A 26,954-nucleotide genomic window follows, 5' to 3' on the forward strand; every position below is an offset into this window, starting at 1 on the left:
AGAAAAAAATGGCTTATGTGTTAGGGTTAGATTTAGGAACAAGCGCACTAAAAGCAGTGTTGATGACTGAAATAGGCGAATGGATAGCCGAGGCATCAAGTGATTATCCATTAATTAGTGAAAAAAAAGGATATAGCGAGCAAAATCCGGCTGAGTGGGTTAAAGCGTTACATGTGGTTTTTGAGGTGCTACACCAAAAAGTCCCAGATTTAAAAGAAAAACTTGCTGGAATTAGCTTTTCAGGTCAAATGCACAGTTTAGTCGTAATGGATAGCGAGATGAAAGTGATCCGTCCTGCAATTTTATGGAATGATGTGCGCACAACGAAAGCATGTCAATTTATTCGAGAGACAATGCCGGATATTCAGATGATTACGCGAAATCCAGTTTTAGAAGGCTTTACGCTTCCAAAATTAGTTTGGATTATGCAAAATGAACCAGAAACTTGGCGACAGGCGGCGCATTTTTGTTTGCCAAAAGATTATTTAGCTTATATTTTAACAGGAGAGTTATGTACCGATTACTCGGATGCAGCAGGAACGCTACTTTTGAATGTCACAAAGAAAGTTTATTCAGATGAAATTTTAGACACGTTCCAAATTCCTAAAAAGGCACTTCCAAAACTTGTTTCATCCACGACGTGTATTGGAGTAGTAACGGTTGAAGCGGCGCAAAAGATTGGGATTAAAACGGACGTCAAAGTGTTTATGGGCGGGGCAGATAATGCAGTAGCCGCAATTGGGGCAGGAATTACTCGACCAGGTCTTGCTCTTTCAAGTATTGGAACGAGTGGCGTCTTCTTAAATTTCGAATCAAACTTTTTGGAAGCCGACGCAGCACCACTACATTTCTTTAACCATATAGAGGAAGAGGCTTTTTATTCCATGGGTGTCACGCTTTCGGCGGGCAATAGCTTGAATTGGTTTAAACGGGAATTTGCACCAGAAGAAAGTTTTGACGAGCTTTTTTCTAGTGCGAGCCGTATTCCAGTTGGCGCGGAGGGGTTACTTTTTACCCCGTATATAAACGGCGAGCGGACGCCATATACAGATAGCGAAATTCGTGGCTCTTTTATTGGTATTGATAGCAGACATACGCGAAGTCACTTTATGCGAGCCGTTTTAGAAGGTATTACGTTTTCTTTGCGAGATACTTTTGAGCTTTTAAAAATAGCAGGACGTGATGCGGCGGAGATCATTGCAGTTGGCGGCGGGGCCAGAAACCCTTTATGGCTTCAAATACAGGCAGACATTTATAATCGAAATGTACGAACGTTGACGAATGAACAAGGGCCGGGTGTTGGTGCAGCAATGATTGCGGCTACAGGATTAAACTATTTTTCAAATTTAAATGATTGTGCGGCGCTTTTCGTCAACTATAGCGATAAAATTTATATACCAAACGAACAAAATGTGCGTGCATACGAAAAAATGTACACGATTTATCGTGAAATTTACAAGTCAACTAAACTACTTTCAATGAGTCTAGCCAAGCTATAAAGCAAAAAACGCCCATTTTTTCTCTTTTAAAATGTGGAAATGTATTGGTCATTTCTCATGGTATGATGTGAACATTACTCTTATATCTTCTTGGTGGATACAAAATGGTCGATTATAGATTAGAAGATGAGTGTATTAAAAATGAAAGGTATTTGTTTTTACGCAAGTACCTTTTATTTTTCTGCTGGATACATGACTATTGTCGCATTCAAAAAGCATCTGCTATTAAATTCGTTTTACTCGAATTCGACAGCAGATGCTTCTTTAATTTTGTCTCATATTCATGGGTGGTTAGTTTCCCATTTTTTTATAATTCTTCTCCATTTGTTTCAATTACTTTTTTATACCAGTAATAACTTTTCTTCGGAATCCGTGTCATTGGGGCATCATCTTCTACATCACGATCAACATAAACAAAACCATAACGTTTTTGATAGCCATTTAACCAGCTTAGAAGATCGGTGAAGCTCCAAGTACAGTATCCTAACATATCAACCCCATCACTGATTGCATCGCGAATAGCTGTTGCGTGGGCACTCAGATAGTCGATACGGTAGTCATCGTTTACTTCTCCGTCCACCAATTTATCAAATTCCCCTAAACCATTTTCTGTAATTAAAATAGGGAGTTGATAGCGGCTGTTAATGCGACGTAAAGCAATTTGTAAACCTTTCGGGTCAATTGTCCAGTCCCAGTTGGTTGTTTTTACAAAAGGATTAACAACTTTCTTATAAATGCCTGGAACGCCAGTCTCTTTTGATGTGCCTTTCTTACCTGTCGTATTCATTTCATTACTCATACCAACCCCATCAAGTGGATTATAAGCAACTGTTGCGGATTGATAGTAATTCAGTCCCATAAAATCAGGTGTGCCAGCACGTAGTAATTCCATATCACCATCTTCAATTGTAGGCGCAATATTTTGTTCTTCAAGATATTTCCAAACCGCACTTGGATAACGTCCATACGCATAAACATCCATCCAGAAGTAACTATTTAATTCTTCCGCATCGTCTGCAGCTTGAACGTTTTTTGGATCTGTATCGATTGGATAATGTGGTGTGTAAGCAAAACTTGGTCCAATTTTTCCATCAGGAACGATTTCGTGGAAAGCTTTGATAACACTAGCGTTTGCTAAGTTGGCGATATGGTTTACAGCATACATCCGTTTTGAATCAGAAACTTTCGGCGGGTGAAGGGCTTGACCATAACCCATCCCAACAAAGATATTTTGTTCGTTTAAAGACACCCAGTATTTCACTCGATCACCGTAGCGTTTAAATAAGGTGATGGCATAGTTTGTAAAATCTTGAATGACTTCCCGTGATTCCCAACCACCGTATTCGTCGAAAAGCGCTTGAGGAATATCCCAGTGATAAATCGTGACAAGTGGTTCAATGTTATATTTTAGAAGTTCATCAATTAAATCATCATAAAATTTAAGTCCAGCCTCATTTACTTCCCCTTTTCCTTGAGGGAAGATACGCGACCAAGCAATGGAAAAACGATAGGCCTTAAGACCAGCATCTGCCATCAATTTAACATCTTCTTTATAGCGATGATAATGGTCTACCGCTACATCACCGTTTGTTCCTTTGTAAGTGGTGCCCGGAATTCTGACATACTCATCCCAAACCGATGGGCCCTTGCCGTCTGCATCCCACGCTCCTTCAATTTGGTACGCCGCTGAAGCCGATCCCCATAAGAAATCTTCCGGAAAACTTGTTCGTTTTTTGTGTTCCATTTAAAACCCTCCTCAGTACTTAACTCATAAAACACATTACTTCTTTATTTTAAAGTATATTCTTTTAAAAAGATAGTTAAAAAACGCAGATTCGAAAAGGAATCTGCGTTTTTGATTTATTTATCGAGCACGAATTTTTGGATAGCTTTTGCGACACCACTATCATTATTTGATGCAGTTGTATAGTCAGCTAATTCTTTGATATGATCCGGCGCATTGCCCATTGCAATACCAAGTCCCGCAAATTCAAGCATCGTTACGTCATTTTCTTGGTCGCCAATACAGATGACTTCACTTTGCTTAATGCCAAGTTTTTCAGATAATTCTTTTACTGCGTTACCTTTACTAGCATCACGATTCAGAATTTCTAAATAAAATGGCGTGCTACGAACTAAATGATATTTTTCTTTGAATGATTCCGGCATTTTTGCAATACCAGCCTCAAGTTCTGGTGCTTCTTCAATAAACATTGCTTTCGACATAATAAAATCTTCTGGCACGTTTTCGATTTCTTTAAAAATCAATTGGCTACCAGTGAGATATGCTTCTACAATTGTATATTTTCCGATTTCTCGGTTTGGTGTGTAAAGTGCTTTGTCATCAAAGAAATGCATGTGCAAATTACTATCTAAGCTCACTTGGTAAATTTCTTTTAAATCATCTATGCCAAGCGTTAAGTGAGAAATAACTTCTTTCGTATACGTATCTTGAACAAACGCACCATTAAAGCTAATCACATAATCGCCTTCCTCGCGTAATTCAAGGTCAGTTAAATAATTTTCTACCCCAACAAGAGGTCGTCCTGTACAAAGCACGACTTTTACACCTTTTATTTTGGCTTGGCGAATGGCTTCTTTTACTTCATCTGTAACCTTATGATCATCTGTTAGCAGTGTTCCATCAATATCAATCGCAATTAATTTATACAATATACTAGCTCCTTTTCCATCATAAACTCATTCTAGTATAGCATAAATTAAGACGGATTTGCGGCTATCTATTGAAACAACTGGGAATTTATGGCATGATTGATTTGGAAACTTGATAAAAGAAAAGAGTGAAATAATGAAACGTAATTATCATGTGAAATTTTTAAATGAAAAAGATGTGGAACTTGCAGAGGCAGTTTGCATGGCATCAGAAGATTATTATTTAATTGAACAAGATAAGCCTGCATCGAAAAATGATGCGTTAAAAATTATTACAGAAATTCCAGACGGGAAAACAAGATTCGATAAATTCGTGCTGGCTGTGTTGGATGAACATGAAAAACCAATCGGCTTAGTGGATATTGTTTCGGATTATCCAAGAAAAGGTCGTTGGTTTATTGGTTTGCTTCTTTTAACTCCAGATGCTCGCAACAACGGTCTTGGAAAAGTGCTTCATCAAACTATTAAGGAATGGGCAAATGACGGTGGTGCAGATTCTTTAGCTATAGCCGTTTTAGAAGAAAATGAAAAAGGTCGCGGATTTTTTGAACATTTAGGTTATACGAAACAAGAAACTAAAGAAGCAACATACGGCGAGAAAAAACAACAGGTTGCGATTTTTGTGTTAGATATTAAGTGAAAAAGATATAGTTGTATAAATTAAAACAGTAATTCCTTAAAAAAGGAATTGCTGTTTTGTTGTTTATTTGGCTTTTTTTATAAGGAATGTGAAGAAATTAAAGAATTCAAAAAATTGCCATATTTCTTTTGCTTTAATTGCTACTATTGACTACCTTGTCTTATTTCCTATGTTATAATATTTGTGATTTGCTGGAAAATGACATAATAAAAGTAGTTAAAAACTAGCAATCGAATATGAATGGAAAAATATAAGGAGATGGAAGTTAAAACTTATTGAGGGGGATTAATAGAAAGTTTTAGCTAAGAGAAAAGATGGATTCAAAATGGAGAAGTTAATCATTTATAAGGGAGTTTACAACAGGGAGGAAGACAGAATGAAAAAATTAGTCACATTATTAACCATATTTTGTTTAGCTTTATTAGTAGGATGTGGAGGAACAGGGACATCTGATTCGGATAAAAAGAAAGTAAAAGTAGAACCAAAAGCTTCGAATGATTCGGTAAAAGTAGAAGTAAAATCGGGAGAATATTCAGTAATTCCTGAAGTAACTAAAGACGATTCAAGTACACTCGCGTTAACAATAAATGTGAGCAATACTGGTAAAGAAAAAATAGTTGTTGATTCTTATGCATTTGAGCTTTATGAAGAAGATAATGGTGAAAAAATAAAAGCAGAAGATGTATACAATAGAGATATTAATACTTTTGAAACTGAACGATTAAGTGCAGGTAAAAATGTAACAGGAACAATCTTTTTTAATATTGATCCAAAAAAAGATTATAAGTTAGTATATTCCCAAGAATCTTATGGTGATTCAGCAGAAGATGAAGATATTGAATTAGACTTAGATTTATCTAAATATGCAGATTCAACAAAAGTATTTGATGAAAGCCAAAAAGCTGCAACTGCATTTATAGATGTTCAGTTTTTAGGAAAAGAAAATGAAGATTATGACAAGCTAGTTGGTAATAATAAAGATGAAACTAAAAAAGAAATACTTGAGGAATATCAAAAAGAAAATGAAGATATGTTATTCTCAGAATTAGATCTCAAAGATGAAGATTATAAAAAAAGTTTTGATAGTTTTACCTTAGTACAAGGCAAGCGAGCTAAGTTCGATAAAGATCTATATGCTCAATTTGATGATCAAGCGGTTGTAAGTATTGATATAGAAGAAGCATTATCTGATTATGCTATAGAAGAACTATTTTATGAATATGAAGAGAAGTATATGGATTCTTCGGAGGACTATGAGGGTGCAGAAAAATATGCGTACTCTAAATATAAAGAAATTCTGGAAAAATCGAAGTTGAAAGGTGAGTCAGAAGATCTTTTACTATATCTTGAAAAGAAAGATGGTAAATGGAATGTAGACTTAAGCCTAGATGATAATAAATATGTAATCTCAGCTTTTATTGGAGATATTTAATAGTAATAAGTAGCCAGTTCTCAAGCAATAGTTCAAAATCTATTATTTGAGAACTGGTTTTCAGATAGGAGATTAAGTTGTGAAACATAAAAAATGGTTAGTCATTGGCGGAATAGTATTTATATTGATTTGTGTCTTTTTCATTTGGGGAATGTTAACCCATTCTAAATCAGACTATTATAGCAATTTTAAGCATGCACTTGAAAATAATAATGCAGAAGAAATGAAGACACTCTTAACAACAAATGATGATTCTTTTAAAATAGATAAAACTGGTAGCCAGGCATTTATTAATTATTTAAATAATAATCCGGCAGATAAAGCACAATTTTTAAAAACATTAAAAAGGGAAACTGAAGGAGAAGAAAATAGCTATTCAATTGAGTTTCCTTATACATTTGTAAAGGATGGAAAAGATATGGTTTTCTTTCCTCATTATGCTTTGAGCATTAAGCCGTTATACTTTACAGTGACTACGGATGCAGACAAAACATCACTTTCTACAAATAAAAAAGAAATACCTTATGTGAAAAAAGCAGATAAGTATGGTCCGCTTATGCCTGGTGTTTACGATGTTGCTGTTTCCTTAACTAGCTCTATAGACATACCGATAGTACACTTCGAGAACGAACAGCTTGTGAAAAAAGATTCCAATTTAGATCTACAAGTTGGGGATGTCTTATCTAAAGACAAATCGTTTCAATCAACTTTCAGTAAAAATATTGATGGATGTATGACTGAGTTTGCTCAATATTGGGGAGGGGGGCTTGATAATACAAAGCTTATCAATGTAACTGATAACTACAGAGAATCGGCTCTTTTGCAAACGAACTTGCTTTTACCATATTTAGCCAAAACTAATCTAAAATATTATGAACTACAAGTTAATAATGATAGCATTGAAATTGAAAAGAATGTAGATGCTTGGGAAGCAACGGTAGAGGCAGATATTAATATGGAAGGTAACGTCCAAACTATAGAAGAAAATAGTTTTCCAGTAGAACTTCAACTTGCTGGAGTTCGAGAGCTTGTTTTTGTATATGATACTAAGCTTGATAAATGGTTGCTTGATTCAGCTGCTGAATCCTATAGTGATGCTAAGTGGAAGAATATCAGCAAAATAACACACAAAAACCCCGTTAATTACGAATGGACCTTAAAAAAAGAAGAAGATATATAAATATTAATAGTTATTAACATATTAAAAAAGCCAAAGAAAGAGTTTTCGCTCTCATCTTTGGCTTTTTTTATTATCTACCGATTGAATAAGAAGATCCATTGCCAGTTACAACAACTGTTTTGTTTCTGTCTGTTCGGTATACTTTGGCTTTTGCTTTAGTTAATGTATTTACTGTTTGTGAGGTAGGGTGGCCGTAGCCGTTTTTACCAACACTTATAATGGCATATTTAGGTTTTACAACATTGACAAAAGCCTTGCTAGTAGCTGCTTTAGAACCTTGTGTGCTTACTTTTAAAACGTCAGCTCTAAGTTTTTTCTTCGCTTTTATCATATCATTTTCGGCTTTTGTTTGTGCATCACCTGTGAATAGGAAAGTGTTTTTCTTATAAGTAACTTGAAGCACTGCGCTCCAATTGTTTCGATCTGTTTTCCCATAAGTTTTCACAGGACCAACAAATTGAGCTGTAACACCTTTTATTGGAAGTTTTACGCCTGCTTTTGCATTTATAATAGTTAATTTTTTCTTTTTGGCTGTATTTACAAAGTTTTTATACGCAGCTGTTGTATTACTATTTTGAGGAGCATAAAGACTTTTGACTTTAATGCTGTTCATAACTTCTGGTAATCCGCCGATATTATCTGCGTCAGAATGAGAAGCAATCATAATTTCAATGTCTTTTACTTTCATTTTCTTTAAATAGTTAACAACGGTTTTCCCTTTTCCTTTATTGCCAGCATCGATTAGAATATCTTCGCCACTTGGTGCTTTGATGTAAATCGCATCTCCCTGACCTACATCGATGAAATGTACTTTGATGGTTGGTGTTGCTGCTTCTGCTTGAATAGCGTTAGGAACTGATAATCCTGTCACTAATGCAAAAACTAAAAACACCTTTAAAAACCCTTTTTTCATCCCTTTTCCTCTTCTCTTATGAAATGAATTCCTTTAGAAACTTGTACACCCCGTCTGCTTCATTCGTGTCTGTAATATGATTTGCTGCGGCTTTAACATTATCGCTAGCATTAGCCATAGCAACTCCTGTACCAGCATATTGTAGCATGCCGATATCATTTTCACCATCACCAAATGTAATAATTCTTTCACGCGGAATATTGTAGTGTTTGCTAAGTATTTCCACGGCTGTTTTTTTATCCGAATTAGCTGGTAAAATTTCTAAATTGTTGTGATGCGAGGAAAGAACTCGGATTCCACTTGCTTCATTTAAAGCATTACGAACATCGGTTAGCTGTGAAGCATCTTCTTCAGCAACAACAATCGCATTTAAAAATTGGTGCATATTTTCATCAAAAGCATCTTTATCATTAATAGAAACAAGCGAAAAACTATTGTGCCCAGTGTCAAGACGACTTTTATCCGCTAAGTTTTGAAAAAAAGCGGGCGGCTCTTTTGTATAAAAAAGAGAATTGGTAGAGAAGAAGAAAAGTGGCAAATTAAATTCGCGCATAATAGCATAAGTATCACGAATAGCGTGTTCTTCTAATGTGGTTTTTAGGATTTCTTCATCGCGAATGGCAGCGTAGGAACCATTAGAAGCAATCACATGGCCAGATTGACTCACTTTGTGGCCGACTTCGCGAGCAGAACGATACATACGTCCAGTGGAAATAGAAAAAATATGACCGTCATTTTCTAACTTTTGAATTAAATCGCGCGTTTTTTCAGATACAGTTTGATCTTGGTGCAGTAAAGTGCCATCAATATCAGAGCAAATTAAATATTTTTTATTCAAATAAAATCATCCTTTTTAGTTTATAGCATAAGTATACCATGTACGAATGGAATAGTTATTATAATTCAATATTTTAAAGGGAATTTTTACGCTTTCTTTGCTAGCTTAGAATGATCTTTTTAAGAAGAGAGCAGAGGGATTATGAATTTTGGGGAAATAAGAAAAAACCGCCAAATTTGGCGGTTTTTCAAGTATATTAATCAGTTAAGTTATCTTCAGTTTCTGGATCAAAGAAGTGAGATTTAGCCATTTCGAAAGCTAAAGTTAGTACTTCGTTTGGTTGATGTTCCGAGCGAGCATCAACACGTGCTACGAATTCATGTGTACCAACACGGCTATGAAGCATAAATTCAGCACCAGTAAGTTCAGCAACAATTGTCGTTGCTTTGAACGTATAACCAGGATTTGCTTCGATAACAATTGGTTCATCGTGAATGTCTTCAGGACGGATACCGAAAACGATATCTTTACCGTCAAAGCCTTTGTCTTTAAGCAGTTTCAATTTGCCTTCTGGAACAGCGATAGTGAAATCATCACCAATAAAGTTTGATCCATCTAAACGACCTTTGAAGAAGTTCATTGCGGGACTACCAATAAAGCCAGCTACAAACATATTCACAGGATGGTCATACACTTGTTTTGGAGAACCAACTTGTTGGATAACGCCATCTTTCATGATGACAATACGAGTAGCCATTGTCATTGCTTCTGTTTGGTCATGGGTTACGTAAATCATTGTAGTATCTAGTTGTTGATGCAATTTGGTAATTTCCGCACGCATTTGAACACGTAATTTTGCATCCAAGTTAGAAAGTGGTTCATCCATTAGAAAGACTTTTGCGTCACGGACAATCGCACGACCTAATGCAACACGTTGACGTTGACCACCTGAAAGTGCACTTGGTTTACGTTTTAAGTATTCAGTTAAGCCAAGAATATTTGCTGCATGCTCCACGCGTTTTTTAATATCATCTTTAGGCATTTTACGAAGTTTTAAACCGAATGCCATATTATCATATACAGTCATATGTGGATATAATGCGTAGTTTTGGAATACCATTGCGATATCACGGTCTTTTGGCGCAACATTATTCATTACCTTGCCGTCAATAGAAAGTTCACCTTTAGAAATTTCTTCTAGTCCAGCAATCATACGTAAAGTTGTAGATTTACCACAACCAGATGGTCCTACAAAAACGATGAATTCTTTGTCATCGATTTCTAAATTAAAATCAGATACCGCAGTTACTTTGTTATCGTATATTTTATAAATATGTTCAAGTGATAATTGTGCCAATTCGTTCGCCTCTTTCTATTTTTTAACTTGTGTTCATTGTATATGAAAACGCTTTACAAAAACTATGGCAATTTGCACAAAGAAAAAAATCATCTGTTGGGCAACATGCCTAATTACCAAAAAAATAAATAGAAGTAAAGTGACAAAAGACCTTTTATGTGAAGTATTTTTCATGACAATTAATTCTTTAGTCCCAATTCAGAAAAAACCTCAGATATCATTACAAAAAAACTTCATATTGTGTTATATTATTAAAGCAGACACAATATATAGTTAGTGGGGGATTATCATGTACGTGGAACAACTTAATGAACAAATGGTGATAAAAAGGGACGGCCGCAAAGCGAACTTCGATTTAATTAAAATCCGTAATGCTGTCGAAGCATCTATGAAAGCAATTGATTTAGAGGATGAAACTTTCTTAGAAGAGATTTTGCTTGAGGTTGTAAGTGAATTACCTAACAAGACAGATATGACCATCGATGAAATCCAGCATTGCGTCGAAAACACCTTAATGAAATCGACGTATCCTGATGTAGCGAGGGCTTACATAGAGTACCGCCATGACCGGGACCATGAGCGTGAAAACATCACAGATATGCACAAAAGCGTAGAAAAATTATTACAAAAAGATAAAACAGTAGTCAACGAAAATGCCAACAAAGACGCAACAGTCTTTAACACCCAACGCGATTTGACAGCAGGAGCCGTAGCAAAAAGTTACGCATTAAAATACATGCTACCAAAACACGTATCGAACGCTCATTTAAAAGGAGAAATTCATTTTCACGATTTAGACTACAGCCCATACCATGCAATGACTAACTGTTGCTTAATTGATATTGAAGGCATGCTGAAAAAAGGATTTACGATTGGAAACGCTAATGTAGAAAGTCCAAAATCCATCCAAACAGCTACAGCGCAAATTGCTCAAATAATCGCAAACGTAGCAAGTTCGCAGTATGGCGGCTGTTCAGTTGACCGAATTGATGAAGTATTATCCGTTTATGCGCGCCTGAACTTTGAAAAACACAAAAAAGACGCAGTAGAATGGGTCGTTCCAGAGAAACAAGAAGGCTATGCAGCGGAGAAAACACGTAAAGATATTTATGATGCCATGCAAAGCTTAGAATACGAAATCAATACTTTATATACAAGTAATGGACAAACACCATTCGTAACACTGGGCTTCGGTCTTGGGCAAGATTGGTTCGCTCGTGAAATTCAAAAAGCAATCCTAAAAGTTCGGATTGGCGGGGTTGGAAAAGATAAACATACAGCGATTTTCCCGAAATTAGTATTTTCGATTCGTCGTGGCACTAACTTAAATGCGGCAGATTCAAACTATGATATTAAACAACTGGCGCTAGAATGCTCCTCTAAACGGATGTATCCAGATGTACTCAACTATGATTCACTGGTTCGTTTAACAGGTGATTTCAAAGTGCCAATGGGCTGTCGTTCCTTTTTACCGGCTTGGAAAAATGAGAACGGAGAGCATGTGAACGCGGGAAGAAACAATCTTGGAGTCGTAACGCTAAATATTCCACGTATTGCTATTCAAAGTGGTGGTAACAAAGATCGTTTCTGGGAAATTTTCCATGAACGTATGAAAACCGTCAAAGATGCACTACTTTTCCGTTTAAATCGTGTACGTCAAGCACGCCCAGAAAATGCGCCAATTTTATATAAATACGGTGCTTTTGGCAAACGACTACAAGATGGCGAAAATGTCGACCAACTTTTCAATAAAGAACGCTCCACGATTTCTATCGGCTATATTGGTCTATATGAAGCGGCAACTGTGTTTTATGGTGGCGAATGGGAAGGCGATGCAGAAGCAAAAAACTTCACCCTTGATATTGTAAAAGAATTAAAAACGTATGCGGATGACTGGAAAGAAAAATATGGCTATTGGTTCAGTGTATATTCCACACCAAGTGAAAGCTTAACAGATCGTTTCAACCGTTTAGATAAAGAAAAATATGGCGTCATTAAAGACATCACGGATAAAGACTATTATCAAAACTCTTTCCACTATGATGTTCGTAAAAAAATCACTCCATTTGAGAAAATTGATTTTGAAAAAGACTATCCAGAATTTTGCTCTGGCGGATTCATTCATTATTGTGAGTATCCAAAAATGGTTCACAACACGAAAGCGCTGGAAGCTGTATGGGATTACTCTTATGATCGCGTAGCTTATCTTGGTACAAATACACCGATTGATAAATGTTACGAATGTGATTTTGAAGGGGAATTTGTGCCAACAGAAGAAGGCTTTAAGTGTCCAAGTTGTGGGAATACAGACCCTGAAAAAGCAGACGTAGTTAAACGTACTTGTGGTTACTTAGGGAATCCAATGAAACGTCCGATGGTTCATGGACGTCATGTAGAAATTAGCAATCGTGTGAAACATATGGAGGATTTAGGTGAATAACCCAAAACCGTGTGAATGGAAGTCGAATGAATTATCCAGAGGGTATATCGCTGACTATAAAGCATTTAATTTTGTTGACGGGGAGGGCGTTCGGTGCAGTTTATATGTATCTGGATGTCCTTTCCACTGCGAGGGCTGCTACAACAAGGCTGCGCAGTCATTTAAATATGGCAAACCTTACACAAAAGAATTAGAAGACGATATCCTAAAAGACATCGGACATGAGAGCGTCCAAGGCCTAACGTTACTTGGTGGAGAACCATTTTTAAACACCGCTACTTGCTTATCTGTCGTGAAACGAATCCGCGCGACATATGGTGACACAAAAGATATTTGGTCATGGACAGGCTACACTTGGGATGAAATGATGCAAGAAACAACCGACAAACTCGAACTTTTATCCTTAATAGATGTCCTTGTAGACGGGCGCTTTGAACAAAAACTATTCGATTCAAACCTAGCATTCCGCGGTTCCAGCAATCAACGAATTATCGACGTACAAAAATCACTTGCCACAAAAGAAGTAGTATTATATCAATTGTGAAAAGAAGTCCTCTTGTGATAGGGGGCTTCTTTATTTTCATTAAGAAAAAATAAGCTATAAACAAAAATCCGCCCTTCGAAAAGAGCGGATTTTTATTAAACATCAAGTAACCTATTTTTCGTATAATCATACAAATCTTTATTATTAACAACCCAGCGATTATCATGTTTTTGAATTTTTCCTTCTTCTTTCAGTTGCATCAATTGTTTATAAAAACTACTTTTAGAAAGGTTGCTATATGCTGCTATAACACTAGTGCGCATTTCTTTAGGTAAAATAACACGGTTTTTTTCAAATGGAATTCCATGTAGCTTTGCGATATTAGCAAAAGAAAGTTCTAATTTATTAACAGAACTGTATTCACTAAAAAGACTCTTAAAAAAAGAATGGCGCGCTAAATCTTTCATTATAAAGAATTGGAAACCAAAGTTTTCAGGAAACATGGATAGAAAATACTCTAAATCTTTAAAGGAATATTTGTATATAAGACAAGACGAAATTGTTTTAAAATCAAAGTTATATACATTTCTTTGAAACAAGCTGTAATAATTTACAAAAGAACCTTTTCCAAGTATGGTATAAATGCTTTTTGAGGTTGGGGTCATTGAGATGGAAACAAAGCCTTCAATGATTAAATATACATAATTATCTCTGTCAGAAGAAAGACTAATTAGTTCCGTGTTCTTCGGGACTTTTATTTTTTCGAATTTGATATTGCCCTCATGCGAAAGCCGGACGAACTCTTGATAACTAAATATTGTATCCATGCTTAAAAACACCTTCACTTCTTTAGTTAACTTAAAAATAATGTTAACAAAAATATCACCAATTCAATTATATCAGAGAACATGGATTAAGGTTAATATAGTTCAGGACGTCTATCAGTAAAAACTGGAATAATGCCTCTAGTTTCGGTAACTAAACTTAAGTCGATTTCCGCATAAATATTTCCTTCTTCTTCACCACCATGAGCAACTATATTTCCAAGTGGATCAATTACAAGTGAATGTCCGTTAAAATGATTGTTAGGATCATCTCCCACACGGTTGACAGCAACAACAAAAGCTTGGTTTTCAATTGCACGTGCGATAAGAAGCTGTTCCCACTGTGTGATTCGTTCAGCTGGCCACTGTGCGGAAATAAATAGTACCTCTGAACCTTCTGAAGTATGTTTACGAATCCATTCTGGGAATCTAATATCATAACAAATAAAACCTGCACAAGACACTCCATCTAGGCGGAAAAGGTTTGTATCATTTCCTGCATCTAAATATAAATGCTCATTCATCAGCTGAAATAAGTGAACCTTTTTATATGAAGAAAGTAGGCCACCGTATTTGTCAAAAGCATACATCGTATTAGAATATTTGCTTCCTTCTGAAATAGCAACCGAACCGCCCACAATAGCAATTTGATGTTTTTCGGACAAACTGGCTAAAAATTCTTTTGTTCTTTCCCCATTTAAATCAGCAACTCCAGCTAACTCATTTAAAGCATAACCTGTATTCCACATTTCCGGTAAAACAGCTATATCTGCCCCATTTTTTGCAGCTTCGACAATAGCTTTTTCAATCCGTGCATAGTTTGCATCAGGATATTTAAAAACTACATCGGTTTGACATAATGCCAACTTCCACATGTTCTTCGCTCCCTTTTTCTTTTAAAAATAACATAAGCTTGGTGGCGAGTCCATACTGGAATACTTCGCACCAAGCTCTGAGTAGTGAATTAATCTTTTTTTAAACGTCTAGATAAGAAATTTCCAAACGATTGTAATGCTTGAACCATAATAATTAAAATAATAATGGTTGTATACATCACAGTCGGTTCAAATCGTTGGAAACCATATTGATAAGCAATTGTCCCAAGCCCGCCTGCACCAACAAGTCCAGCCATTGCGGTTGCGCCGATTAGACCGATTGTCGCGATAGTTAAACCGAGAACGATACCAGAACGCGCCTCACGAATGACAACGCTCCAAATAATTTTTGGTGTGGAAATTCCCATTGCTTGGTAAGCTTCGATAACTCCACGGTCTACTTCCAAGAGGGCAGATTCCATCAAACGAGCAATATAAGGTGCCGTAAATACAACAAGTGGCATAATAACACCTTGAATCCCAATAGTAGTCCCAACAACAAAACGTGTGACCGGAATCATTAAGAATAACAAAATAATAAATGGCAATGAACGTAAAATATTAATTACCCAGTTTAAAATACTGTAGACAACTGGATTTTCAGATTGACCACCTTTACGCGTTAAAGTTAAAAACACACCAAGAGGTAAACCAATTGCAAGTGAAATAACAAGCGTAATCCCAGTCATCGTCAGTGTTTCTAGAAATCCTTGCCAAAGTATCGGTCCCCATTCTTCAAAAAACAAACTCATAGTAACTCGACCTCCTCAACAACGACTCCAGATTCTTTCAAATAAGCGATGGCTTTGCTATATTCCTCTTCATTCCCTTTTAAATGAACGAGCAGTTTTCCAAGGGTGCCGTTTTTTAAATGATCAATGCCGCCAGCCAAAATGCTTGGAAGAACATCAAATTTGCGTGATACAAGAGCGAGTGCAGGTTCATCTGCTTCGTCCCCAATAAAATGCAAGGAAACCAATTTTCCAGTTGCAACATATTTTTCAAGTAAATCTTGTGGGATATCGAAACTAGCTTCCGACCCGACAAAACGTTTTGTTGTCGCGTGTTTTGCTTTAGTGAAAATATCAAGAACAGTACCTTGCTCCACTAAATGCCCATTTTCCATTACAGCAACCCGGTCGCAAATACGTTGAATGACATCAAGTTCATGTGTAATTAAGAAAATCGTAATCCCAAGCTCAGCGTTAATTTTAAGTAACAACTGTAAAATTGCTTCGGTTGTCTCAGGGTCCAAGGCACTTGTTGCTTCATCGCTAAGTAGAATTTCTGGTTCATGTGCAAGAGCACGAGCAATTGCGACACGTTGTTTTTGACCGCCAGAAAGTTGGCTTGGATAGTTGTTTCGTTTATCCTCTAAGCCAACAATTGACAAGTACTTATTCACACGTGTCTCAATTTCGTCTTTTGGGACGCCTTCTAATTTTAACGGTTTGGCAATGTTATCATAAACAGTTGCGGTTTTAAGTAAATTATACCCTTGAAAAATCATCCCGATTTTCCGACGAGCCACACGAAGTTCTTTGCTTGATAGGGTAGATAAATTCTTCCCATCAATCAAAACTTGACCAGCGTCTGGACGTTCAAGTAAGTTGATGCAACGAACGAGCGTACTTTTTCCGGCGCCACTATAACCAACGACACCGAAAATTTCTCCTTTTTCGACTGTAATAGAAACATTTTTCACGGCTTCTACGGTTTTTCCATTTACATTAAATGATTTTGAAACTTGATGTAATTCGATCAAAATAAAACAACTCCCTAGAATGCAGGTACTACAGACCCATTAAATTCTTTTTCAATAAATGCTTTTACATCATCAGAATGGTAATATTTTTCTAATGTTTTAACGACTTCATCATCTTTATTTTCGCTGCGAACAACAAATACATTTGGATATGGATTGTCTTTTGTTGGTTCGTGGTAAATTGCGTCTTTATTAATAGAAAGTCCAGCACCCATTGCGAAGTTAGTATTGATAGCTGCCGCTGCAACTTCATCTAATTGTGCAGGGATTTGAGAAGCTTCAAGTTCAACAATTTCAAGGTCAAGCGGATTTTCGGCAACGTCTTTTTTCGTCGCTTTTTCTTCCACGCCATCTTTTAGTTTAATAATGCCTGCATCTTCAAAAAGTTTTAAGCCACGATATTCGTTACTTGGATCGTTTGGAACGGCAATTTTGTCGCCTTTTTTCAGGTTTTTTAAGTCTTTAATATCGTTGGAGTAAACACCCATTGGGAAAGCTACTGTTTTAAAAGCAACATCTAATTTGTAGCCTTTATCTTTCTTTTGTTGCTCTAAGAACGGGATTGTTTGGTAGTTATTCGCATCAAGGTCACCGTCGTTTAAAGCTGTATTTGGTGTATTATAATCATCAAATGTTTTGATTTTAATTTCAAGTCCGTCTTTTTTCGCTAATTTTTGAACTTCTTCAGCGATTTGTTGGTGAGGTCCTGCTGTTGTTCCAATAGTAATTTCTTTTGTACTTAAGGCTTTATCATCACTTCCGCCTCCACATGCTGCTAACCCTAAAATAAGGCTTGATGCAAGTAAAATTCCTAACCCTTTTGTTAATTTTCTCATCTTTTTTTCCTCCCTAGTATGTTGATTATTTATCCAGATTTATTCATGAAAGCAATAAAAAAACTTCTCTATTTAGAATAGAGAAGTGGAAAGTCGAACATATCCAGCTCCTCTCATCTACCAAAACGGAATACACCATTTTGCTGGAATTAGCACCTTCACTTTACGCTTAAATAAAGTTAGGTTGCCGGGCTTCATCGGGCCAGTCCCTCTGCCGCTCTCGATAAGAGAAAATATTTTAGAAAAACCTGTTAGTTAAAAATATACGCATTTTACCTAAATTTGTCAATGCTTTTTTAAGTTTAAAAAAAATCATACTGGACAAATACTTCAGAAAACTTTACTATTTTAATCAATGAAACTTGTAAAGGACGGGTGTAAAATGAAAATTTCCAAACGCTTACAAAATTTACCAGATCAGTTTTTCTCTAGCCTTGTAGAAAAAGTTGGAAAAAAGGTGGCAGAAGGGCATGACGTGATTAACTTAGGTCAAGGAAACCCAGACCAGCCAACACCCAAACATATCGTTCAAGCAATGAAAACCGCTTCAGAAAACCCTATGAACCACAAATATTCCTTGTTTCGTGGAAAAAGGGAGCTAAAACAAGCTGCAGCTGATTTTTATGCGCGCGAATATAATGTGACTATTGATCCAGATACAGAAGTAGCGATTTTATTTGGTACTAAAACGGGCCTAGTGGAACTGCCGATGTGTTTAATGGATCCAGGTGATGTGATGCTTTTACCAGACCCGGGTTATCCAGATTATTTGTCGGGCGCTGTCTTAGGCGAGGTTCAATTTGAAACAATGCCACTTATTGATGAAAATAACTTTTTACCAGATTTCTCTAAAATTCCACCAGAAATTGCTGAAAAAGCGGAATTAATGTATTTAAATTATCCGAATAACCCAACTGGTGCAGTTGCAACAGCTGACTTTTTTGAAGAAACGGTTGCTTTTGCCAAAGAAAATAATGTAACAATTGCGCACGATTTTGCTTATGGTGGTATTGGATTTGATGGTAAGAAACCGATTAGTTTTTTAGAAACACCTGGTGCAAAAGAAGTAGGTATTGAATTATACACACTTTCTAAAACCTATAATATGGCAGGATGGCGTGTAGGTTTTGCCGTTGGAAATAAAGAAGTGGTTGAAGCAATAAACCTTCTTCAAGATCATATGTATGTAAGTCTTTTTCCTGGAATTCAAGATGCTGCAATCGAAGCGCTCATTGGTAATCAAACATGCGTGACAGAATTAAATGCTCGTTATGAAAGTCGCAGAAATGCTTTTATCTCGGCTTGTGATAAAATTGGCTGGAAAACAGTTGCACCAGCTGGTTCCTTCTTCGCCTGGATGCCCGTGCCTGAGCAGTTTACTAGTAGCGAGTTTGCAGATTATTTATTGAATGAAGTAAGTGTGGCGGTCGCTGACGGAAGTGGCTTTGGCAAATTTGGGGAAGGTTATGTGAGGGTAGGCCTTTTAATGGATGAGGAACGATTAGAAGAAGCTGTAACGCGAATTTCTAAACTTCATTTATTTGATAAAGTGCCACAAAACTAAGCAAATAGGTTATTTTAAAAGGAAATAGCTTGTAATAATTCAGATAATTACTTGTATGTGTTATAATTGATTAGTAAGTCTATTCTTAGCATGTTGTTTTATGAAGACAGGCCGGAATTTAAAGTGTTCAGTGGGATTTTTATGCATTAAATAAAAAATATCTGTCCCGGTTAAAGCCGGCGAAATCCAGGAATGAGAGGACTGTAAAAAAATGGCAGAAAAGAAAATTCTTGTAGTAGATGACGAAAAACCGATTGCGGATATAGTTAAGTTTAATCTAAATAAAGAAGGCTTTGATGTATATTGCGCTTACGATGGCGATGAAGCGTTAGAACTTGTAGAAGAAGTTCAGCCAGACTTGATTTTACTGGATATCATGCTTCCAGGTCGCGATGGCATCGAGGTATGTCGTGAAGTGCGTAAAAAATATGATATGCCAATAATTATGGTAACAGCAAAGGATTCCGAAATTGACAAAGTTATCGGGCTAGAACTTGGTGCCGATGATTATGTTACAAAACCGTTTAGTAATCGCGAACTAATCGCTCGTGTGAAAGCCAACTTGCGCCGTCATAGCCAAGTAAGCTCAAATGCAGCAGAGGAAGAAGAAAACAGTGAACTAGAAATTGGTTCATTGATTATTCATCCAGATGCTTATGTTGCATCTAAACGCGGCGAAACAATCGAACTAACGCATCGTGAATTCGAGTTACTCCACTATTTAGCGAAACATATGGGACAAGTAATGACAAGGGAGCATTTACTCCAAACAGTTTGGGGCTATGACTACTTTGGTGATGTACGTACTGTGGATGTTACAGTTCGCCGTTTACGTGAAAAAATTGAAGATAATCCAAGTCATCCAGCGTGGTTAGTAACAAGACGCGGAGTCGGGTATTATTTACGCAATCCAGAACAAGAATAAATAATAAAAAATGGTCGCTAAGGTGAAAACTTTGGAGGCCATTTTTTTAGGTATATCCGCTTATACTATATTTTGTTCTATAAATAAATGGGCCCAAATAATAAGAAAAACCATATCTCTTACTGGAACATATGGTATACTAATCTCAATATATGACCCCGAATAGGAGTAGAAAGACTTATGCATAAAATGAGATTTTTTCAGTCTGTACAATTTAAGTTAGTTATTATGTATTTGCTATTAATTATTGTAGCGATGCAAGTAATCGGTGCGTATTTTGTGCGTGAGCTTGAAGGACAATTAGAGAAGAATTTCCAGAATTCTATTACAAACAGCATAACGCTGCTAGATTATAATGCCAGAGAAGAAATCATTAAAAATAGCGATAACTCAGTGAAATTACAAAATGATATCCGAGAACTTTTAGTCGATTTTTCGCGTGCAAGTAGTAATTTAATAGAAGTAAGAATAGTAGATGAAAAAGGTAAAATTCTTGGCACATCTAATTTAAACAATCAAGGTATCGTTGGACAAAAGAGCAACGATCCGCTTGTTAAACGAACGTTATCTCTTGGAACAACTTCCGAAGATAAAATTTATAAAGACGAATCAAATAAAAATAACCGTGTTTGGGTTAACGTATCCTCTATCAAAAATAAAGGCGAAGTGATAGGGGCTATTTATCTTGTCGCTGATATTGAAAGTGTTTATAAACAAGTGGACGATATCACGAATATTTTCATCACAGGAACTTTGATTGCGATGGTTATTACTGCAATTCTAGGTATTTTACTATCAAGAACAATTACGAAACCAATTGTCGAAATGAAACGCCAAGCTTATGCAATGGCTCGCGGGAATTACAGCCGCAAAGTTAAAGTTTACGGTGTAGATGAAATTGGGGAACTTGCTGATTCCTTTAATACGCTAACGAAACGTGTTCAGGAAGCACAAGCCATGACAGAAGGGGAAAGGCGCAAACTTTCCTCCGTATTAGCCTATATGACCGACGGCGTAATCGCTACAGACCGGCGTGGAAAAGTTATTCTAATTAATACTCCAGCAGAAAAAATGCTACGAGTTAAACACGAAAGCGCAAATGGACGTTCTATCATTGATGTGTTGGATATTGGAGATAGCTACCAATTTGAAGATTTAATGGAAGTTGACGGGTCGCTAACGATGGACCGCAGCACGCTTGATAAGCCTTATATTCTTCGTGCCAATTTTTCCGTTATTCAACGTGAAACTGGCTTCAATAATGGTGTTATCGCAGTTTTACATGATATTACAGATCAAGAAAAAGTGGATCAAGAACGCCGCGATTTTGTATCCAACGTATCGCATGAATTAAGAACCCCACTTACAAGTATGCACAGCTATTTGGAAGCACTAAGCGACGGAGCTTGGGAAGATAAAGAAATTGCACCACGCTTCCTTGAAGTAACACAAAATGAAACAGAACGAATGATTCGCCTTGTCAATGATTTGCTTAAACTCTCTAGAATGGACGGCGGTAGAGAACACTTAGAAAAAAGTTTCGTGAATTTCACGGACTTCTTTAACCATATTATCGATCGGTTTGAAATGATGAAAAAAGAAACGATTATGTTCAAACGGCATATTCCAAAAGAGCCAGTTATTATTGAAATTGATGAAGATAAAGTGATGCAAGTGCTAGATAATATCATATCTAATGCGAATAAATATTCACCAGATGGGGGAAGAATTTCGTTTTATTTGAAGAAGTTTGAAGATGAAATTGAAATTAGTATCGCTGATGAAGGTTTAGGTGTACCAGAAGAAGATTTAGCAAATGTATTCGACCGATTCTTCCGCGTAGATAAAGCTCGTTCGCGGGAAATGGGAGGAACAGGGTTAGGACTGGCTATAGCTCGAGAAGTCATCGAAGCGCATGGCGGTCGAATTTGGGCAGAACGTAACAAGTCCAAAGGTACAGTTATTAAATTCACCCTGCCATATAGTGACTTACCGGAGGATGATTGGGAATGATGAAAAAAACAGGATTTCGTTCATTTTTATTAACAATTTTAGTTATACTCAGCATCGTCTTAAGCTACTTTATTTGGAAAGGACAACCCGATTACGAAGCCATTAATGTGAAGGAAGTAGAAAAAACCACCATTGATAAAACGATGACCACTTCTCAGGTTTTCAAGCCGTATAAACTAGTTGTCAATTCAAACGGAAATAATTACCAAAGTTTAAATGAAAGTTTATTAAATGAAATAATGGCTCAAGGCAAAGCATTCAGTTTCTCAGAAGTAGTCCTAGCTAATAAAAAAAATAGTGAGGAATACGAGAAAGTAGTTCATAAAAACGGTACTATCGAAATCGTTTTTCCAAATAATATTCCATTTTCGATTTTTTCACAAATTTTTCAAGTAGAAGGAGACGGAATAGAATCAGCTTTCTTTAACCGAATTGTCTTGGATATTAACAATACCGATACTGGGCTGCATTCAGTATATTTTGCGAATGATGATCAGGAAAATATTTACCAAAGTTCGTTGCAAAATAAAGATATAGACAAAATTGAAAAAATCATTAAAAAGAATCAAAATAAATTAACACAGAATAATAAATTAATCTTAAATAAACGCAATATGTTCTTAAGTTCAGAGGAAACAAAACTGAACCGCAAAAAATATATTATCGACTCTCTAGAAATAAACTTATTTACATCGGCTTTATTCCAAGATTCTGGTACTGTTAAAAGCGAAGGAAATACGTATACAGATGGTTCTAGTGTTATTGAAATGGATACAGATAATAAAGTGTTAGAATATGTGAATCCATCTCAAGAACGAACGAATCCAGAAGATCTTAGTAGCGCAAAAAGAGCTGGACTTATTCAAGATAGCTTCAATTTTATTAATGATCATGCTGGCTGGACCGGAGACGGTTCGTACTATTTCACAGGTTATACTGGTGAAAGTGCGACAACCAATTTCAGTTTGTTTATTGATAATTTACAAGTCTACAATGAAAATGGAATGGCAGATATTTCTGTTACAGAAGGTCTTGAAGCTGTATACAAATATATGCGCCCATTTTTCCGCCTAGATACAGATGTGCCAGGTGAGAAAAAAGAAGTCACATTGCCATCTTCCTATTCGGTTTATAAACAACTTTCGGCTAATCCAAATGTGAAAGCAGAAGAAATAGAAGACATAGTTCCTGGCTACCATATGACGAGAAGTGAGTCATCAGGAATGAACCGAATCGTGACCCTAGAACCAACGTGGCTATATAAATATCACGATAAATGGTTTATCTTCCAACCAGAAACGAAAAAGGAGGGTCAATAAAAATGGATTGGCGTAAAACACAACTGATTTTTATTTTAACACTCCTCATATTAAATATATTTTTAACTGTTATTTTCTTTACGAAACAACTATCAGATGATCCTGATACACTTGGGAATGAAACACTAGAAGAACGTTTAAAAGCTGATAATATAACTCATCCAGAATTATCTTCTAAACCAACTAGTGGAGCTATTTTCACGACAGAAAGAGCAGCATTCACTCCAAAAGATGTAAGTGATTTAACTGGACAATCCCTTACGTTAAAAGATAACAACAAACAAATTTTTTCCGTATTGCAAAGTCCGGTTAAAGCTGGGAAAAAAGGTAATAATCCAGAATTCCAGAAATTCTTGGAAACAGAAGTTTATCGAGGAGAGTCTTATGAATTTTGGGATTACGATAAAGAAGCGCAAACATTAACATTTAACCAGCTAATTAATAATAATATGGTTTTATTTGATGAAGCAGGTCAAATCACATTTTATTTGGATGAAGATGATAGAGTGGTGTCTTATGAACAAACTTGGATGTCCAAACAAGATGATTTAAAAGAAAAAACGAACTTAATGTCAGCAACGGACGCTTTAGAAGCAGTGTATCAACATGGCGAATTAAAACAAGATAGTGATGTGGTTTCCGCAACATTTGGCTACTATACAACCGTGCAACTACCATCAGGAAATGTTTATTTTCCCGTATGGTGCTTTGAAGTGAAGCATTCTGGAAAAATAAACTATGTTTTAGTTAACGCCAAAGATGAGCAAGTAATTAATCAATCAGAGAACAAAACAACAACAGAGCAAGGCGCAGAATTATCTAGCCGTCAAAAAACAAAGTAGGACATGGGCCAACCTAATTGAAACAAAATTAGGTTGGCTTTTTCAAACGATGGCACATGCAATTTTGCCAGATTAGCGTTACAATAGAAGATATATAAGCCTTTAGGGGGATAAAAAATGTTCGCAAATAAAATTCTAACTGAAAAAGATACGGATCAAATCCGATTTAGTATATTAGCTAGTGGGAGTTCGGGAAACGCTACACTTATCGAAACCGGGGATCAAAAAATCCTTGTAGACTGCGGTTTAAGTGGCAAAAAGATGGAAGGTCTGTTTGCACAAGTTGGTCGTAATATGAATGATTTAGACGCGATTTTAATTACGCACGAGCATTCGGATCATATTAAAGGTTTAGGAGTTCTTGCTCGAAAATACAAACTCCCTATATATGCGAATGCAAAAACGTGGAAAGCAATGGACAATATGATTGGTGAAGTTTCTTCTGATCAGAAGTTTCAATTCGATATGGAAACAGTGAAATCTTTTGGAAGTATGCAAGTAGAGTCCTTTGGTGTTTCTCATGACGCGATTGAGCCAATGTTTTACATATTCCATAACGGGAATAAAAAATTTGTAATGATTACTGATACTGGTTATGTGAGTGATCGTATGAAAGGGCATATTGCTGGTGCGGATGCCTATCTTTTTGAAAGTAATCATGATGTAGAAATGCTTCGAATGGGACGCTATCCTTGGAACGTAAAACGCAGAATTTTAGGCGACGAGGGACATGTGAGCAATGAAGATGCCGCAATAGCTATGAGCGAAGTAATTACGGATCAAACGAAACGAATTTATTTAGGTCATCTTAGTAAAGACAATAATATGAAAGAATTAGCGAGAATGAGCGTAACACAAACACTTATTTCAGAAGGAATTGATGTTGGCGGTAAACTAGAAATTTTTGATACAGACCCTGACAACGCAACATCCATCTTTACGATTTAAGTTTCACCATTTTTTTAAAGCTTTTTCATCGTTTTTTCATATTTAAAGTTTACTATGGAAGTATATAAATGCGAATTTTGCAGAGAGGAAGGAAGACATGGACGAGAAAGAAAAAGATTTAAATGAAAACAGCGAGAATGAGAGCACGCCAAAAAGAGAGGTCGAGGAAACTTTACATACCCCTGAGAGCTCGCAACCTGTCCAAGAATCTCCTATAGTAGAAGGCGTGACTCCAGAAGGAGAGAAATTTGCCGGAGCAACGGAGGAAGCTGCTGAGGCAAGTTCTACTAATGCATTTTTTGAAGAAGCAAGTAACAAAGAACCAGAGGCAACAAGACCAGCTCCAGGACCAAGACGCACGGGTGTAACTGGTGGCGGAGCAATTCCTCCAAATAGAGTGAATAATGGCGGAAGTGGTAACGGGAACGGAGAACCACCGAAGCGAGGCAAACACTTTATTGGCTACTTTTTAACTGCACTTATTGGTGTTATTATCGGCGGGCTAATCATTTTCTTTGTAGCATGGGATAGTGGTGATAACGCTGATACAACTACTAACACAAATAATAAAGCTAGCAAAGTAGAAAAAGTTTCTGTAAATACAACATCAGATGTAACTAAAGCAGTAAATAAAGTACAAGATGCGGTAGTCAGTGTACTAAATTACCAATCATCTTCTTCACTTGATGGCTCCACTGGTTCTGAACAAGAAGCATCATCAGGATCCGGTGTTATTTACAAAAAAGCTAATGGAAAAGCATATATAGTAACAAATAATCACGTTGTTGCCGATGCAAATAAATTAGAAGTCACTTTTTCAAGTGGTAAAAAATCAGAAGCGAAATTACTTGGAACAGACGAATGGAACGATTTAGCTGTTCTAGAAATTGATGATAAGAATGTCAGCACCGTTGCTACATTTGGCGATTCTGATGCATTAAAACTTGGTGAACCAGCAATTGCAATTGGTAGCCCACTTGGAACTGAATTTTCCGGTTCTGTAACACAAGGTATTATTTCCGGTTTAAACCGTGCAGTCCCAGTTGATACAAATGGCGACGGAACAGAAGACTGGGAAGCTGATGTTATCCAAACAGACGCAGCAATCAACCCAGGTAATAGTGGTGGAGCTTTAATTAATATTGAAGGCCAAGTAATTGGTATTAACTCAATGAAAATTTCAATGGAAAATGTAGAGGGTATTAGCTTTGCAATTCCAAGTAATACCGTAGAACCAATCATTGAACAACTAGAAACTAAGGGTGAAGTTGAACGTCCATCTCTAGGTGTTTCCTTACGTGACGTTGACACAATTCCTGAAACACAACAAAAAAATATCTTGAAATTACCAGATAGTGTAGATTACGGCGCAATGGTACAACAAGTAGTATCAGGTTCTGCTGCAGCTAAAGCAGGATTAAAACAATATGATGTGATTGTTGAACTAAATGGTGAAAAAGTAACGAATTCTATGACATTACGCAAAATTTTATATGGTAATGATGTGAAAATTGGCGATAAAGTCAAAGTGAAATACTATCGTGATGGGAAAGAAAAAACGACAGATATTAAATTAGAAGCAGCAAAAATAACTACATGATAATGAAAAGTCATTCTCTTATAAAAAGAGAGTGACTTTTTTTCTGT

General features: G+C 36.4%; 23 protein-coding genes and 1 riboswitch. Of the genes, 13 read left to right on the top strand and 10 right to left on the bottom strand.

Annotated features, from left to right (window positions below; all coding sequences use genetic code 11):
• Window positions 1-8: 8 nt before the first annotated feature.
• On the top strand, window positions 9-1,499 hold the full coding sequence (gene xylB, locus LWE_RS01290) for a xylulokinase (RefSeq protein ID WP_011701103.1): 1,491 nt from the start codon (window positions 9-11) through the stop codon (window positions 1,497-1,499).
• Window positions 1,500-1,806: 307 nt separating this feature from the next.
• Here xylB and LWE_RS01295 read toward each other — a convergent pair whose 3' ends face one another.
• Entirely contained in the window at window positions 1,807-3,243 is a 1,437-nt protein-coding gene (locus LWE_RS01295; RefSeq protein ID WP_011701104.1) for a glycoside hydrolase family 1 protein, read from the bottom strand.
• A 116-nt stretch (window positions 3,244-3,359) separates the two neighbouring features.
• Window positions 3,360-4,172 (bottom strand): sugar-phosphatase, encoded by an 813-nt coding sequence (gene yidA, locus LWE_RS01300; RefSeq protein WP_011701105.1) that lies wholly within the window; start codon window positions 4,170-4,172, stop codon window positions 3,360-3,362.
• A 136-nt stretch (window positions 4,173-4,308) separates the two neighbouring features.
• Here yidA and LWE_RS01305 point away from each other — a divergent pair, with 136 nt between their 5' ends.
• The 3 genes from LWE_RS01305 to LWE_RS01315 all read left to right on the top strand — a co-directional run bounded on the left by LWE_RS01305 (window position 4,309) and on the right by LWE_RS01315 (window position 7,424).
• The gene (locus tag LWE_RS01305) at window positions 4,309-4,812 is read left to right on the top strand and encodes a GNAT family N-acetyltransferase (protein ID WP_011701106.1); all 504 of its coding nucleotides are present in this window, start codon (window positions 4,309-4,311) and stop codon (window positions 4,810-4,812) included.
• Window positions 4,813-5,188: 376 nt separating this feature from the next.
• Window positions 5,189-6,244 (top strand): DUF5105 domain-containing protein, encoded by a 1,056-nt coding sequence (locus tag LWE_RS01310; protein WP_011701107.1) that lies wholly within the window; start codon window positions 5,189-5,191, stop codon window positions 6,242-6,244.
• Between the two features lie 79 nt (window positions 6,245-6,323).
• Entirely contained in the window at window positions 6,324-7,424 is a 1,101-nt protein-coding gene (locus LWE_RS01315; RefSeq protein ID WP_011701108.1) for a TcaA second domain-containing protein, read from the top strand.
• 70 nt (window positions 7,425-7,494) lie between these two features.
• Here LWE_RS01315 and LWE_RS01320 read toward each other — a convergent pair whose 3' ends face one another.
• The 3 genes from LWE_RS01320 to LWE_RS01330 all read right to left on the bottom strand — a co-directional run bounded on the left by LWE_RS01320 (window position 7,495) and on the right by LWE_RS01330 (window position 10,472).
• Window positions 7,495-8,337 carry a ComEC/Rec2 family competence protein gene (locus LWE_RS01320; protein ID WP_011701109.1) on the bottom strand — a complete coding sequence of 281 codons (843 nt, stop codon included), beginning with the start codon at window positions 8,335-8,337 and terminating at the stop codon, window positions 7,495-7,497.
• Between the two features lie 16 nt (window positions 8,338-8,353).
• Window positions 8,354-9,175, bottom strand: a complete 822-nt coding sequence (locus LWE_RS01325) for a Cof-type HAD-IIB family hydrolase (RefSeq protein ID WP_011701110.1) — start codon at window positions 9,173-9,175, stop codon at window positions 8,354-8,356.
• A gap of 196 nt (window positions 9,176-9,371) precedes the next feature.
• Window positions 9,372-10,472 (bottom strand): ABC transporter ATP-binding protein, encoded by a 1,101-nt coding sequence (locus LWE_RS01330; RefSeq protein ID WP_011701111.1) that lies wholly within the window; start codon window positions 10,470-10,472, stop codon window positions 9,372-9,374.
• A 289-nt stretch (window positions 10,473-10,761) separates the two neighbouring features.
• Between LWE_RS01330 and nrdD the strand changes: the two genes are divergently transcribed.
• A complete protein-coding gene (nrdD, locus tag LWE_RS01335) occupies window positions 10,762-12,912 on the top strand; it encodes an anaerobic ribonucleoside-triphosphate reductase (RefSeq protein WP_011701112.1) in 2,151 nt (716 codons plus the stop codon).
• Window positions 12,905-13,456, top strand: a complete 552-nt coding sequence (gene nrdG, locus LWE_RS01340; RefSeq protein ID WP_011701113.1) for an anaerobic ribonucleoside-triphosphate reductase activating protein — start codon at window positions 12,905-12,907, stop codon at window positions 13,454-13,456. Before nrdD ends, nrdG begins: the two co-directional genes overlap by 8 nt.
• A 95-nt stretch (window positions 13,457-13,551) precedes the next feature.
• Here nrdG and LWE_RS01345 read toward each other — a convergent pair whose 3' ends face one another.
• The 5 genes from LWE_RS01345 to LWE_RS01365 form a co-directional block, all read right to left on the bottom strand.
• On the bottom strand, window positions 13,552-14,223 hold the full coding sequence (locus tag LWE_RS01345) for a Crp/Fnr family transcriptional regulator (RefSeq protein WP_011701114.1): 672 nt from the start codon (window positions 14,221-14,223) through the stop codon (window positions 13,552-13,554).
• 92 nt (window positions 14,224-14,315) lie between these two features.
• Window positions 14,316-15,095: a carbon-nitrogen family hydrolase gene (locus LWE_RS01350; protein ID WP_011701115.1), complete on the bottom strand. Its 780-nt coding sequence runs from the start codon at window positions 15,093-15,095 to the stop codon at window positions 14,316-14,318.
• Window positions 15,096-15,184: 89 nt separating this feature from the next.
• Window positions 15,185-15,847 carry a methionine ABC transporter permease gene (locus tag LWE_RS01355; RefSeq protein WP_011701116.1) on the bottom strand — a complete coding sequence of 221 codons (663 nt, stop codon included), beginning with the start codon at window positions 15,845-15,847 and terminating at the stop codon, window positions 15,185-15,187.
• Entirely contained in the window at window positions 15,844-16,860 is a 1,017-nt protein-coding gene (locus LWE_RS01360; RefSeq protein ID WP_011701117.1) for a methionine ABC transporter ATP-binding protein, read from the bottom strand. Before LWE_RS01360 ends, LWE_RS01355 begins: the two co-directional genes overlap by 4 nt.
• Window positions 16,861-16,874: 14 nt before the next feature.
• Window positions 16,875-17,696 carry a MetQ/NlpA family ABC transporter substrate-binding protein gene (locus LWE_RS01365; RefSeq protein WP_011701118.1) on the bottom strand — a complete coding sequence of 274 codons (822 nt, stop codon included), beginning with the start codon at window positions 17,694-17,696 and terminating at the stop codon, window positions 16,875-16,877.
• A 110-nt stretch (window positions 17,697-17,806) separates the two neighbouring features.
• Window positions 17,807-17,926: riboswitch (SAM riboswitch) on the bottom strand.
• Between the two features lie 152 nt (window positions 17,927-18,078).
• On the opposite strand from LWE_RS01365, the gene LWE_RS01370 reads away from it, so the two are divergent.
• The 7 genes from LWE_RS01370 (at window position 18,079) to htrA (ending at window position 26,907) form a co-directional block, all read left to right on the top strand.
• Window positions 18,079-19,260 (top strand): pyridoxal phosphate-dependent aminotransferase, encoded by a 1,182-nt coding sequence (locus LWE_RS01370; RefSeq protein ID WP_011701119.1) that lies wholly within the window; start codon window positions 18,079-18,081, stop codon window positions 19,258-19,260.
• Between the two features lie 211 nt (window positions 19,261-19,471).
• Window positions 19,472-20,185: a response regulator YycF gene (yycF, locus tag LWE_RS01375; RefSeq protein ID WP_003724221.1), complete on the top strand. Its 714-nt coding sequence runs from the start codon at window positions 19,472-19,474 to the stop codon at window positions 20,183-20,185.
• A gap of 180 nt (window positions 20,186-20,365) precedes the next feature.
• Entirely contained in the window at window positions 20,366-22,198 is a 1,833-nt protein-coding gene (gene walK, locus LWE_RS01380) for a cell wall metabolism sensor histidine kinase WalK (protein ID WP_011701120.1), read from the top strand.
• Window positions 22,195-23,517, top strand: coding sequence for a two-component system activity regulator YycH (gene yycH / locus LWE_RS01385; RefSeq protein WP_011701121.1), 1,323 nt, complete (start codon window positions 22,195-22,197; stop codon window positions 23,515-23,517). The genes walK and yycH overlap by 4 nt, the downstream gene beginning before the upstream one ends.
• Before the next feature lie 2 nt (window positions 23,518-23,519).
• Complete coding sequence (locus LWE_RS01390) at window positions 23,520-24,359, top strand: two-component system regulatory protein YycI (protein WP_011701122.1); 840 nt, start codon at window positions 23,520-23,522, stop codon at window positions 24,357-24,359.
• Window positions 24,360-24,476: 117 nt separating this feature from the next.
• On the top strand, window positions 24,477-25,307 hold the full coding sequence (locus LWE_RS01395) for an MBL fold metallo-hydrolase (RefSeq protein WP_011701123.1): 831 nt from the start codon (window positions 24,477-24,479) through the stop codon (window positions 25,305-25,307).
• A gap of 97 nt (window positions 25,308-25,404) precedes the next feature.
• Window positions 25,405-26,907 (top strand): serine protease HtrA, encoded by a 1,503-nt coding sequence (htrA, locus tag LWE_RS01400; protein ID WP_011701124.1) that lies wholly within the window; start codon window positions 25,405-25,407, stop codon window positions 26,905-26,907.
• Window positions 26,908-26,954: the final 47 nt, after the last annotated feature.

Origin of the sequence: Listeria welshimeri serovar 6b str. SLCC5334, from assembly GCF_000060285.1 — a bacterium.
Lineage (GTDB): Bacteria > Bacillota > Bacilli > Lactobacillales > Listeriaceae > Listeria > Listeria welshimeri.